Origin of the sequence: Portibacter marinus (assembly GCF_021533195.1) — a bacterium.
In the GTDB taxonomy this organism is placed as follows: Bacteria; Bacteroidota; Bacteroidia; order Chitinophagales; family Saprospiraceae; genus Portibacter; species Portibacter marinus.
The window spans coordinates 464739-477618 of record NZ_JAJNKB010000003.1 but is presented as its reverse complement, the minus strand read 5'-3'; the positions used below and the strand labels follow the sequence as shown (position 1 = coordinate 477618).

The following is a 12880-nucleotide window of genomic DNA, read 5'->3' as shown; positions in this document are numbered from 1 at the left end:
TGTTAAAACTTATTAAAATTCTCTAATGGCAAAAAAAATATTGATCACAGGTGGTACGGGACTGATTGGAATTGAATTACGGGAACTGCTTCGGCTTCAGGGTCATGATGTGCGCATTTTATCCCGAAGCAAGAAAGACCATCCCCATTTTAAATTTTTTCATTGGGACGTAGAAAAAGATGAATTGGAAGATGGAGCCCTGGATGTGGATATCATCGTTCATCTGGCTGGTGCAGGTATTGCAGATGAACGTTGGACTGATCAGCGAAAACGTATCATCATTGATTCGCGGGTGGAAACAACTCGCTTTTTGGAGAGAAAAATTAGGGAGTCATCTTTCCGACCTGGATATATTGGAGCTTCAGCTATTGGAATTTATGGTAATCAGGATGAGCATGCCGTAACGGAGGATGAGGTTTCAGCCGACATGGACAATTTTTTAGTCAAGGTGTGTCATCTCTGGGAAGATTCACATAGGCATTTGGAGGAGGTGGTAGGTCAATGGGCCATTGTAAGGATAGGAATTGTACTTAGTCCAAATGGTGGTGTGCTTAATAAATTGCTTTTGCCTATGAAGGCAAGGACTGCCAATTACTTTGGTGATGGTTCACAGGTTTTCTCATGGATTCATATTAAAGAGCTGTGCAGAATTTTCAGTTTTTTGATTGAAAATCAAGTTTCAGGCATCTACAATGGTGTAGCTCCAAATCCTGTCAATGGAAAAGAGATGATTGATGCACTAACAAATGTAAAATCTGGCCCTTATTTGAAATTTGGAGTACCAGAGAAGGCCATAGAGGTGATGTTTGGTGAAATGTCTACAGCTATATTGGCAAGTACCAAAGTGAGTAGTGAAAAGATTCAGGAAAAGGGGTTTAAGTTTGAGTTTGAGAAAGTGAGGGGAGCTCTGGAGGACCTGGTGGCTTGAGCCAATGTGGATGAAATGCAGCTATGCCTCTGGCTTAGGATGACAATAAATCAGGCTTCCCATCCTGAAGGTGTGCTTCAGGTTGACGAACTAAATGGCCTCTGGCAATTTTGCGAAGCAACGTTTCAGGCTTCCCATCCGCAAGGTTAGCTTGCGGTTGATTAGCTAAAATGCCTCTGGCATTTTTCCTTTGGAACGCTAATCAATCCTCGAAAACTTCGATGCTCTTATTCTTATGAACGAAATCTGTAAACTTGCCTTTGAATCTGGTCGCCCTCACTAAATGATTGTCAATCCAGTGATAATTACCTCCTCTCGGCTTACCCATAAGAAGACCGTGGTATTTGAACTTATGCTCTTTCAACCATTTCTCAGTAATTTTTCGATGTTCTTCAGTTCTGGATGTGAAAAAGGTGATGATATGACCTTCATCATACCACTTATTGATGATTTCTAATGCGTCAGGATAAGGTGCACAAGTTGCCATTCTCTCTGGCTCTTCATTAGGTATATCGTCGGTAATCGTCCCGTCAATGTCTATTAAGAAATTCTTGATCTCTTCATCTAAAATAGGACTCAATAATTTACCATCCTCGTCCCGCAAGGTTTTCAAATCGTGATTGCTCATTGTCTAAAAGTTTATAAATTCCGTCGGATTAACAGGCGTTCCATTGTACCAAAGTTCAAAATGTAAATGAGGCCCATCCGATAAAGTTCCTGAATTGCCAATGATGGCTATAGCTTCACCGGCTTGCACAAAACTACCAGCTTTTTTTAATAATGACGAATTATGCTTGTAAAATGATACAATATTATTGGCATGCTGGATAGCAATAGTGTTACCGGACTCCAAAGTCCAGTCGGAAGATATCACATATCCATCCATGACGGCTTGTATAGCTGCATTTTTAGGCCCCAAAATATCAACTCCATAATGCTTTTTATTGGGATCAAACTCGGCACTTATCTGCCCTAAAATGGGAGTGAGCAGGTAGTATTGACCCAATTTTGCCTTATTGACAATCTTCTTCGGCTTCCTGGCCGCTGACAATTCCGGTTCTGGATCCAAATTCAGGGGAATAGATGACTGTTGACTTTCCTCCATGCGCACATTGGCCTCACCTTCAGAAGCCCCTACCAGACGTTTTTTGCTTCGTTCTAAATATTCATTCATAGCCAACATGTCACGCTCTAACTCCTTGGTCTTCTGGGTTAATTCTATGAATTGCTTATTGGCTTCCACATCACCATAGCCAGGGAGCAATGTTTTAATCGGCGTGAAAACAAATATTAATACAATCAAAAGGCCTACAAGAAGTAGAATACTGCTGATCAGTAAGTAGATATTTATCAATGAAAGCTTGTAAGTCGACACTTCCTGCAGCGTTTCATCATCCAAGACGACCAGCCTATAGTTCTTTTTAAGCTTATCTTTTTGCTCTTCTAATAATTCGTTTTCCTCCATTTCTTCCTTACTAACGGAATATTCTTACCCAAAATTGACCTAAAAGCTAAATCAATAGTGCTGAATAAAATAAATTTGCCCAATTTTTGTTATAACATAGATTATTCCTGCAACGCATGCACGGGATTCGCAAAGGTATTGAAAGAAAATTAAACATAAATCTGGCAGGTTGAGAAAGATTCAAGTTTTAGTAAGTCTATTGGCCCTCATTTTTATTGCCAATGGGTGTACGGTACAGAAGAAGCGTGGTGAAGTTGGGAAGCTCGGAAAGATCTATCATAATACGACCGCAAAATTTAACGGGTACTTCAATGCAGACGTTATCATGCAGGAGTCAGAAGCATCGTTAAATGCTCAATATCAGGAGAATTATAACAAAATATTACCGATTTACCCATACACGGCGGTTCCCAATGCTAAATCTGTTTCAGCTGATTTGGATAAAGCCATTGAAAAGGTCAGTATAGTTGCAACTATTCACGAGCCGAGTCACTGGGTGGATGATTGCTATGTTTTATTGGGCCAAGCCCAATATATGAAGCAAGACTACGAGGCTGCTGAAAAAACATTTGAGTTTTTTGTTGAAGAATTTGATCCGCTCAATAAGCGGAAGTCCAGACTAAAAAAGGACGATAGTAAGCGAAGTAGAAAGGCGAGTAGTTCCACAAGACGACCGTCAACAAAGAAAAAGAGGCCATCCACCAAAAAAAGATCAAAGGCAAGTCCCAAGTCTAAAGATCGAAAAAAGAGCAGATCCAAGCCTGGAAGTAAGAAAAGGAGGTCTAAGCCAGGCAGTAAGCAAAGACCTGCAAAACCTGGAAGTAAAGAACGGCCGGCAAAGACCAATGATGAACAGGAGACCAATGTCCAAACTGAAAATGAAGAAGTAAAGAAGGAAGAAACACCATCTGTTGATAAAACTGCTAATGATGACAACACATCAGATACGCGATCTTCTTCAAAATCTTCAAATCCACCCAACACCAATCCAAAGGATGTTTTGAAGTCAGCGGAGAAGGATGATATGTTTGGCCATGAACCAGTCTATCAGGAAGGCATTCTTTGGTTGGCAAGAACATACATACACAGAGAGCGATTTTCATTGGCTGAATATTATTTGGATAAGGTGGAGGGAGATCCAGGCACCCCGAAGGATGTACGGAGAGAAATTCCAGTTGTTCGAGCATTTTATCATCTTAAGAGAAAGGATTACGCCTCTGCTGCACAATCCTTAGAACAAGCAATTGAGATCAGCAAGAATAAAGAAGATAAAGCCAGATATACCTTCATCTTAGCACAGCTCAATCAACAATTAGGTCTACAAGCAAAGGCTTTTGAAGCGTATAATGCAGTAATCAAGATGCACCCAGACTATGAAATGGAATTCAATGCGGCTTTAAATATGTCAAAAGCAGCATGGGCGTCTGGACAGGAATCCTCAGAAAAGACCATCAAGAGGCTAGAGAATATGGCTGATGAAGAAAAGAATTTTGCCTACAGGGATCAGATTTACTTTACCATTGGAACCATTCATTTACAAAAGAAGGAAAGAGATCTGGCCATAGAGAACTTTAGAAAGTCCATTAAGTATAACGTCGGAAATGCAACACAGAATGCAGAATCGTATTTCGTTTTGGCGAATTACTTCTATGAAGAAGAGGAATATGCTGATGCTAAATATCACTATGATAGTACATTATTAAATCTCCCCAAATCTGATGAACGATACGATGAGGTGCAAAGACTGAGTGAAAACTTGAAAGATATTGCTACCAACATTGACATCATCAAATTACAGGACAGCTTGCTAAGAGTGAGCGAAATGAGCCCAGAAAGACAGCGTGAAATTGCAGCTGCCATTAAGAAGCAGCAAGAATTAAATGCTAAACCTAAATCATCATCACTCTCTAGAGGAAGAGGGCTGGAGGCAACTGCGCTACCTGTCAGCAATGTGGGTTCTACAGCCGGAGCTGCCAGGAGTGATTTCTTTGCTTACGATATGAATAAGGTGAGGCGAGGCCAAAATGAATTTAGAAAAGTTTGGGGGTCCAGGCAACTGGAGGATAATTGGCGGAGATCAAATAAGCCGTCTTCATCGATCGATGAAGGAACATCGGAAGAAGCCATCGCTAAGAGAATGACGGACGAAGAAGTCAAAGGATTTTTAGGTGCAGTTCCGTTTAGTGAGAAAGATAAAAAAGTAGCCAACCAAAAGATTGAGGAAGCGCTTTTTAATCTTGGGAAGTTATATCGAGAAAAGTTAGAACAATTTAGTAAGGCAGCAGAAAGTCTTGAAGATCTGTATGGCAGAAATGCGAAGACGGATTTTAGGGAAGAAGCCTATTATTATTCTTATCTGTCCTACATGGATCTCAACAATCAGTCAAAAGCTAATTTTTACAAAGCAAAGTTGGTATCAGATTTTCCTGATTCAAAATATACTTTGAGTATTACTGATCCTAATTATGCTGCTGATCAACTCAATGAAGCAAAGCAAGTCGAAAGAAAGTATGAAAAAGCCTACGCGCTTTTTGAGGCTGGCCAATACGAAGATAGTAAAGCATTATTAGATGAGTTAAAGTCAATGGACATCACGAGAACTGAAAATGTCATGGCAAAGGTTGATTTATTAAGCGCCATGGTTGATGGGAATCTGGAAGGGAAGGATGCTTATATTACTTCTTTGAATTACGTTGTTAAAAAGCATCCGAACACACCGGAAGAAGTGAGGGCGAAGGAGATATTGCGTTTTGTAAAGGGTGATGATAATGCTTTCAATCCAGTTCTCTACAATGAGAGTGTTGAAGATTTCAAGACTGAACCGGACAAGTTACATTATATGTTGGTGGTGCTCTATTCAAAAAGCAGCAAAGACATGACCACGTCGAAAATTGACATCAGTGCATTTAATCAGAAGAATTTTAAGGATGATAAACTTAAAATTTCCAATATCTTTTTAAATAAAGATGAAGGCAGCCAAATTATTTTGGTCCGAAAGTTTCAGAATCAGGATCTTGCTATGGATTACTATAATGAAGCCACCAAGAATTCTGATGAATTTATCAAGCAAGATTTCGATTATGAGATATTTGCAGTGACTCAAAAGAGTTATAGAGAAATCGTTAAGCAGAAATCGACAGCCGCTTATAAGCAATTCTTCGAGCAGCAATATCTAAATATTTGATCTCTTTTCAGGGAGTCATCCTTTTGCAAGCTTGGTTAGGAAGTATGTTTCAAAAATAGTATAAGCAAGATAGATGACCAGGAAAGGCAGTAGGAATGCCCTGGATTCTATTTGATAGATATTTTTGTAAACTAAAATTATAATCACACACAGGAACATTTTTAATATCATGTTACCAATAATAATATTGTTGAAAGTATATTTATTAGAGCTTTTTGCAGCCATTTTACCCAGGTAAAACATGACATAAGAGAGAAGTGAAAAAGCGATGATCGCATAGATGGAAAAATCTGTGAATTTTCCAATTTCTCCTCTACCGTGGAGCAGCAAAGTTAGAATAAGAAGGAAAATACCTATCCCAGCAAGGTATTTCAAGAAGAGGTTGGTGGTCATAAGTTAAGCTACATCTTTGTAAACCTTATAAAGATAAGCTGCTAAGCCAATAATTATAAAAACCAGCATGAAAATTGGTTTCTCGAATTGAAGGTATTCGTCCAATTTCCTACCCAGCCACAGTAAAATGAAAAGCAACACAAATAATTGTGTTGCCATTCCCATATATTTCAGTAAGTCGTTTCGTTTGTTATTCTTGTCAGAATCAGGCATTTAAAACAAGATCTTTCTTGACACCTCCATGTTGACTGTCCGGTTTATTTTTAGAACTGACATTTGAGAGTGTTTGGCCTCCCATCTGGCATTTAACATTAAAAATGGCTCCGGATTGTACGACCAATTTATCGGTGACGATTTCACCGGTAATTTTGGCATTATCTTTCACGGAAAGCAATTCTTTCACTTTAAGGACACCATTAAATTTTCCTTCGATCAATGCATTCGTGCAATCAATTTCGCCATCCACAAATCCTGAAGGTCCTATGATTACTTTTCCTTTACAGATCAAGTTACCTTTTAGCGTGCCATCGATTCTAAAATCATTGTCAGCTTTAACGGTACCTTCTAAATGAGTGCCTCCGACAAGAGAGTTACTGGAGTTTGAACTTGATGAGCTTGAGGATGATTTAGATTGCATAGGTTGATCTTTCTTATTTTCTTTAGTGCCGAACATAATAGGATGTTTTTAGCCTTATTTAATTTAAAAAATTCGTTGAAATCGTGATAAAACTTCGGGATTGTAAATTAATACATGTTTGGGAGAAATTATAAAATATGGGTAAGCATATTGAAAATTTAGGTAATATGTCGTGGTAGGGCATTCCTTTTAAGAGCTGCAGCAGAGCAATCCAGTGCAGGAAGCTCTTTAAGGGATTAAAAGATGAGATTCGCTATACGGGATTTGCTGTTTTCTATGTGCATTTCCCTTTAAGAGCTGCAGCAGAGCAACGCAGCGCAGGAACTATTTAAGGGATGAAAGGCAGTGTTCGCGATTGCTTACTGTATCAGTAAATTTTAGACGCATGACTATATAGAAGTTGAAATCTTAGATTGATGGTCATTGGTTTTTCTATAGCTGGATATCTACATAGACTTCGAGCAATGCATTTCGTGACTGCTTTTGAAAATAAGAATGTTCAAGGAATAGCTCTAATGATTGATTACATTCCAGAAACTGTTTGTAATAACTTTGGCCCTTAGCCAGAGAAACGTAAACTTAAATGACTAAGCCATTAATCATTCAGCGAATTGACTGATTCGCAAATTAGTGGACTTAAAATTTCGGACAATAAACCCCTCTGTTTTCAGGTCCACAAACAGTGTAGATAAATGAAAATTCAAAGGCTCCATTTCCACGGGTAGCAGCTGTAAATGAGGAAACATTGATGTCATAGCTGAATCCAATACCATACTGCTCGTAGTCGAACCTGGTCGCCAATATGATGGCATCCATATGCGCACCACCTTCTTCCTCACGACCAACTCTTGCCCATGCACCTGCCTGCCATGATTGACCTCCTAGTTGACTTCTTCCCATTGCAAACCTCAATGAGGTACCAAGATTAAATTCTCTGTGAGGTCCTTGAAACATCATTACTACATTGGGTACCAAAGAAATTCGGTTTCTAACTAAGAAAGTACCACCCGCATGAAAAGTAAATCTACTGGCTAGCGCCTCAAATACTCCGCTGTAAAACGACTGATTGGGTTGATTTAGGTGATGAAAAGCACCTCCAACATAATAACTTGTATTTTGATCCAAAACGCTGAACCACATCAATCCTGCATTGATATCTCCCCAAAGGAAATTTGTTCTTGCTAAATTCTCCTGATCTGCTAATGTAGGATCAAAACCACCATTTCCATCATGTTGGGTTCCCCACTGTAAATTGTCCTGTCTTATTCCTCTATTTCCTAATGCAGCTTGAGCCCCAATGACCAGATAGTGTGATTTTTTTCTATAACCTCCCATTTTCTTAGAATAAGAAAGGGAAAGACCTCCGTGCTGTGTTCCGAATCTTGAAGATCCGGCTACATCACCGAAAAACGATCCACCGATACCAAAGTAATCAGATCTCCCTACTGGAACCTTCTGATCATAGGAGGCGGAATAAGTATTATAGGCATATTTACCCAGAGCAGAGGCCCACTGATTTCTATAATTGGCAACAAATCTAGTATTACAATTCATTACCCCGGTCATCGCGGGATTCAGATTGAGGGGTGACATGTAGAACTGAGAAAAGTGGATGTCTTGAGCACCCAATCCAGCGCACATCAGTACCGAAAAGAAAATTAAAATGTAATTTTTTAAACTCATATTCTACAATTTTAAGGCCTCGACGTAATACAAAATTAATATTTAATTACATATTAGAGACATAATAACGAATTAAAGCCCCCATGTGCTCTGCTACTAATTTTGCTTTTTCCATACGGCACCATACTCTTCTACAAGGATGTTGTCGTAATGGTCAGCCTTATCAAATAATTCTTTAAATAACTTAACGCCAGTTTCCTGATTCAAGTATTGATCGAAGATTAAAAGTGAAAGTATAATATCCTGCTCTTTAATCGAGAAACTAAAGCCTTCTATTTCATGATTTTGTCGTAGTAAGTAATTATAAATCTTATGAATACCTTCTGATGGCAATTCGCATAAATAAGCGTCACAAATATTAAGCCCATTTTTAGCATTGTAGGCTATGTTGATTTTAGCACTTCCATGAGTTATTTCCCAGTTTTTTGGACCTCTTCTGGAAAGCACTACGTCGAAGCCAAGTTCGGTCAACATTTCCTCAATGATTTTAGAAATTCCTATGGGTTCGTAAAGATCTATGTCACTAATCATGGTGATTTTAGCGCCACAATGTGGACAGTAACCTTCATCCACTTCTCCATCAAATACAATATTCAGACATGAATTACATCTGACTCCAGGTTGGTTTTGACCCTCTTTAAAGGCATCAAGCGTATCAATCAGATATCTAACGGGAAGTGAGAAGCCAATATTATTACCGTCTCTGATAATAAATGTATTTATTCCGATGATTTGGCCATCCAGATTTACAAGTGGTCCGCCACTATTGCCAGGATTGATCGCTGCATCGTGTTGGAGATAAGTGGTTCCCATATGCTCATGTATCATATTGCTGATGATCCCTTTGGTCACGGTATATTTAAGCCCAAATGGATGACCGATGGCAATGACCTGATGTCCTTCTCTTAGTTCAGCTAACTGCTCTAGTGAAACGTTGAGCTCGTCAAGACCCTGTGGAGCTTTAATAAAAGCAATGTCATATTTGGGGTCTACGTAAATAACTTCAGCAATTTGCTTATCAATCATCCGACCATTTATGGCAACCTCTCGATTATCCCTTACGACATGCTCATTGGTGACGATGACGTCATAATCACTGATATAAAAACCTGTACCAGTACTGTAAGGTGTAGCGATTTGAATAACAACATCCTTGAACTGATCAACGATCTTCTCCATACAGTGTGATATTCTTTATCATTATCAAATAAGTTTCACAGAAATTGACCATGTTGGAAAAATCCAAAATACCCGGATCTATTTCTAGTAGCGGATGGATATTTCGATATTCTTGTTCAATTTGCTCGATTTCTTTTTTGATGCTCTTTGTATTCAATTTATCAGCTTTGTAAAAGGCATTGTTAGTGAAGAAATCCTTCTCAGTGATTCTGTAGAAAAGCGCTAAGAGATCCATATCAGGTTTAGGCAAAGCATAGCTGAATAAACTATACCCTACAATATAGCCTGGAATGGCAAGTGCAATAGCGTCGTGATTGTTGTCTTTATACCACTGTATATTTCCAAGTTCCTTGTCTATCAGTTGAACCAAAACCTCATGTGGCGTCGGCGATGGCAAACCAAATGTACTTACCACATCATAAAATTCTGCTTTAATTTCTTCTTTCTCTCTATCCAGGATTTTTCGGAAGGACTTGATAAACATATTATTCTTTCGACCTAACTCTCCATGATTATTTGAGAAATAATTTCTGTGATTCTGCTCTAGAGTATCCATTAGAAAACCTTCTGGAGTTAGTAAATAATCCAGTTTATAATTTAGGGCCAGCAATAAAAATGAAAGACCACCCGGGAATTGATCTATATTCAATTTGCCATTATCTATCTCATCAAAACATTGCTCCAGCTGTTTAATTAAATACTGGTATTGCTTTTCTTTTTGCTCCTCAGAACGTGGACGGATATGGTCTATATTAATGGGTTCAAGGTCTCTAAATTCATCAATCAACAAATCATCCAGCTTGTCTGCTTGAGTAGCCATTTCTTTCAGTGCCTGATATAATTTATTGGGACTTGCGTCAACCTTATAGCTATTAAAAATCAGCAAGATATGATCGTTTTCGTCCAGTGCGAAGCGGGAGAACTTTAGTAAATAATTCCGTTCCAGAAGTTTTCGACTTAATCCAATGTTTAAGTCTGCAGTTTTGGCAATTTTCACCTCCGCTCGAAAATGAGTGTCGTTTAGTAGGCCGGTGACTACCTTTGAACCCTGAAGTAGTTCAAATCTGATGACTTCCGATTCCTCTTTCCACGAGATATTGTCCTTTTCGTTGTTCAGCAGAAACTCTAAAAGAAGCTTGACGGAGTCTGTATATTTTTCGTTTTCAAAGGAAAGAAGGGATTGCTCCCAAATGTCCTGATAGGAACTTGGTTTATATGCATCACTGAACCTTCCAAGGGAGTATTCTCTACCATTTCCGGTCTCCTTGCTTCTGTTGAATAAATCGTCAAAAAAACCCATTCGGCAAAAGTAAGATTTTAATACTTTAGAGCCTATGAAATTTAGAACGGAGCTAAAAAATTACGAATCAAAAGAGATCATTGATTATTCCAAGAAGATACTTTGTATAGGTTCATGCTTTGCTGAGCATTTGCACAGGTACCTGATTCAGATGAAGTTCAAATCTTATTTGAATCCATGCGGTATCACTTATAATCCCATTTCCATGGCGGAAAGTATTTACTATTACTTAGGTCAGGTTAAAGTGAAACAGGAGGATATATTTGAGAATCATGGAATTTACGCCCATTATGATTTTCATTCTGATTTTTCAGGTCTATCAAGAACTGAGGTGTCAGAGAAAATAAAGTTGAAACAGAAAGAAGCCAGCAACTTTGGCACACCAGATGTTTTGATTCTAAGTTTGGGCACTGCATTCACTTATTTTCTTTTAAATTCTGATGAGGCGGTGAATAACTGTCACAAAGTTCCACAAAAGAATTTTGTGAAGAAAAGACTGTCTGTGCATGAAGTAGTAGAGGTTTTGCACCGCGGTATCAAAGAAATGAAAGCGTTAAATAATGAGATGGATATCATTGTCACCGTCAGTCCAGTTAGACATTTGAGAGATGGGATGATAGAAAATAACCTAAGTAAATCGACACTATTGCTAGCAGCTTCACAACTAGACGGGGTAACCTATTTTCCTTCTTACGAATTGTTGCTGGATGATTTAAGAGATTACAGGTACTTCAGAGACGATATGGTACATCCTACGAAGAAAGCCATTGATTATATTCTTAATTTTTTTATAGGTCAATGTTTTAATGCTCAGGAATCTGAATTGAGAAAGAGAATATTTGACATTAAGCGTGATCTGGCTCATCGACCATTTTTCAAGGATTCTGAAAATCATTTGGCATTTCTAAATAAATTATTAGAAAGAATAAAAACCCTACAGGCACATTCGACAGTAGATTTAGAAGAAGAGAAACAAGAGGTTATGAAAAGAATCAATAAGTGAAGAAAAAAAGTCTGCTGTTCATCTGCATATTATTCATATGCTTTTCAATCTATGGTCAGGATAAAAAAGAAAAGAAAGTTCAATGGAGTGCTTTGCCATTTGCTTTTTACACACCGGAGACTGGATTGGGCTTTGGAGGATTGGTCAATGCCAATTTTTATTTGCAAGATAGCTCCTACAGGCCTTCAACCATGCTTTTAGGAGGTGCCTATACCTTACAGAATCAACTTCTGACCTATTTGCCATTTGAATTCAACTGGGGTAAGAACACCTATGTGGTCAAAGGAGAAGTGGGATACTTTCGCTATTTCTTTAACTATTACGGAATTGGGCCTGAATATCGGGAGGACTTTGAAGTATTTACGGTGAATTTCCCCAGGTTTCGAATCAATGCTCTTTATCGGTTTTATGGGAATCATTTTGTTGGTGTTAAATATAATTTCGATGACTACAGGGTTGTGGAATTGGATCCGGAAGGAGCGTTGTTGAATCAAAAGGTGCCAGGATATCAAGGAAGTTTGATTTCACTTGGGGGTCTCGTGCATACCTATGATTCAAGAGATTACAACTTCAGCGCCACAAAAGGTTGGTTTATTACGACCACTTTTGAACATAACGGCGCGCTGTTAGGAAGTAATTTCAGCTTCAGCAGAATCACGTCTGACATTATTAAGTACATACCATTGGCAAAGGGACAAGTATTGGCCCTCAATCTATATGGAGGTACCACCTTTGGAACACCGCCTTTTCAGGAATATCTTCTATACGGTGGCACGAAGAAAGCCAGAGGCTATTATGAAGGATATTATCGCGATAATGCATTGATGATGTTTCAATCAGAATATCGATTTCAGATCTGGAGAAGATTTGGAGCTGTTGTCTTCGGAAGCCTTGGGAATGTGGGACCTTCATTGGATAAGATCAATCCTGCACTTACTAAATGGAATGCAGGATTAGGATTAAGATACATGATTAATGAGGAGGATCGATTGAACGCTCGCTTAGATTATGCCATTGGGAAAAACACCTCCGGACTGTACATTACTTTTGGTGAGGCGTTTTAGATTAGGAATGATCATGTTTATACGTTCTGGGTTGAATCTACATA

General features: G+C 38.6%; 12 protein-coding genes. 4 read left to right on the top strand and 8 right to left on the bottom strand.

Features of this window, described 5'->3' with window-relative positions; all coding sequences use genetic code 11:
* Positions 1–25 precede the first annotated feature (25 nt).
* Positions 26–928 (top strand): TIGR01777 family oxidoreductase, encoded by a 903-nt coding sequence (locus L2567_RS09700; RefSeq protein ID WP_235297562.1) that lies wholly within the window; start codon positions 26–28, stop codon positions 926–928.
* 202 nt (positions 929–1130) lie between these two features.
* Here L2567_RS09700 and L2567_RS09695 read toward each other — a convergent pair whose 3' ends face one another.
* Entirely contained in the window at positions 1131–1556 is a 426-nt protein-coding gene (locus L2567_RS09695) for an LNS2 domain-containing protein (protein ID WP_235297561.1), read from the bottom strand.
* Between the two features lie 3 nt (positions 1557–1559).
* Entirely contained in the window at positions 1560–2393 is an 834-nt protein-coding gene (locus L2567_RS09690) for a M23 family metallopeptidase (protein WP_235297560.1), read from the bottom strand.
* A gap of 169 nt (positions 2394–2562) precedes the next feature.
* Between L2567_RS09690 and porW the strand changes: the two genes are divergently transcribed.
* Entirely contained in the window at positions 2563–5577 is a 3015-nt protein-coding gene (gene porW, locus L2567_RS09685; protein ID WP_235297559.1) for a type IX secretion system periplasmic lipoprotein PorW/SprE, read from the top strand.
* A 15-nt stretch (positions 5578–5592) separates the two neighbouring features.
* Here porW and L2567_RS09680 read toward each other — a convergent pair whose 3' ends face one another.
* From L2567_RS09680 to L2567_RS09660, 6 genes are all read right to left on the bottom strand, one after another.
* Complete coding sequence (locus L2567_RS09680; RefSeq protein WP_235297558.1) at positions 5593–5970, bottom strand: hypothetical protein; 378 nt, start codon at positions 5968–5970, stop codon at positions 5593–5595.
* A 3-nt stretch (positions 5971–5973) separates the two neighbouring features.
* Positions 5974–6135, bottom strand: coding sequence for an AtpZ/AtpI family protein (locus L2567_RS21290; RefSeq protein WP_406626680.1), 162 nt, complete (start codon positions 6133–6135; stop codon positions 5974–5976).
* A 40-nt stretch (positions 6136–6175) separates the two neighbouring features.
* Positions 6176–6643, bottom strand: a complete 468-nt coding sequence (locus L2567_RS09675; RefSeq protein ID WP_235297557.1) for a bactofilin family protein — start codon at positions 6641–6643, stop codon at positions 6176–6178.
* A gap of 600 nt (positions 6644–7243) precedes the next feature.
* Complete coding sequence (locus L2567_RS09670; RefSeq protein ID WP_235297556.1) at positions 7244–8290, bottom strand: PorP/SprF family type IX secretion system membrane protein; 1047 nt, start codon at positions 8288–8290, stop codon at positions 7244–7246.
* Between the two features lie 96 nt (positions 8291–8386).
* Positions 8387–9469, bottom strand: coding sequence for a trypsin-like peptidase domain-containing protein (locus L2567_RS09665; RefSeq protein ID WP_235297555.1), 1083 nt, complete (start codon positions 9467–9469; stop codon positions 8387–8389).
* Positions 9453–10769, bottom strand: coding sequence for a YbjN domain-containing protein (locus L2567_RS09660; RefSeq protein ID WP_235297554.1), 1317 nt, complete (start codon positions 10767–10769; stop codon positions 9453–9455). Before L2567_RS09660 ends, L2567_RS09665 begins: the two co-directional genes overlap by 17 nt.
* Positions 10770–10803: 34 nt before the next feature.
* On the opposite strand from L2567_RS09660, the gene L2567_RS09655 reads away from it, so the two are divergent.
* Positions 10804–11772 (top strand): GSCFA domain-containing protein, encoded by a 969-nt coding sequence (locus L2567_RS09655; RefSeq protein ID WP_235297553.1) that lies wholly within the window; start codon positions 10804–10806, stop codon positions 11770–11772.
* Positions 11769–12836: a BamA/TamA family outer membrane protein gene (locus tag L2567_RS09650; RefSeq protein ID WP_235297552.1), complete on the top strand. Its 1068-nt coding sequence runs from the start codon at positions 11769–11771 to the stop codon at positions 12834–12836. The genes L2567_RS09655 and L2567_RS09650 overlap by 4 nt, the downstream gene beginning before the upstream one ends.
* The last annotated feature ends 44 nt before the right edge of the window (positions 12837–12880 follow it).

Coding starts and splice junctions, on each gene's coding strand:
- L2567_RS09700 (WP_235297562.1), top strand. CDS start 26: ATGGCAAAAAAAATATTGATCACAGGTGGTACGGGACTGATTGGAATT.
- L2567_RS09695 (WP_235297561.1), bottom strand. CDS start 1,556: ATGAGCAATCACGATTTGAAAACCTTGCGGGACGAGGATGGTAAATTA.
- L2567_RS09690 (WP_235297560.1), bottom strand. CDS start 2,393: ATGGAGGAAAACGAATTATTAGAAGAGCAAAAAGATAAGCTTAAAAAG.
- L2567_RS09680 (WP_235297558.1), bottom strand. CDS start 5,970: ATGACCACCAACCTCTTCTTGAAATACCTTGCTGGGATAGGTATTTTC.
- L2567_RS21290 (WP_406626680.1), bottom strand. CDS start 6,135: ATGGGAATGGCAACACAATTATTTGTGTTGCTTTTCATTTTACTGTGG.
- L2567_RS09675 (WP_235297557.1), bottom strand. CDS start 6,643: ATGTTCGGCACTAAAGAAAATAAGAAAGATCAACCTATGCAATCTAAA.
- L2567_RS09670 (WP_235297556.1), bottom strand. CDS start 8,290: ATGAGTTTAAAAAATTACATTTTAATTTTCTTTTCGGTACTGATGTGC.
- L2567_RS09665 (WP_235297555.1), bottom strand. CDS start 9,469: ATGGAGAAGATCGTTGATCAGTTCAAGGATGTTGTTATTCAAATCGCT.
- L2567_RS09660 (WP_235297554.1), bottom strand. CDS start 10,769: ATGGGTTTTTTTGACGATTTATTCAACAGAAGCAAGGAGACCGGAAAT.
- L2567_RS09655 (WP_235297553.1), top strand. CDS start 10,804: ATGAAATTTAGAACGGAGCTAAAAAATTACGAATCAAAAGAGATCATT.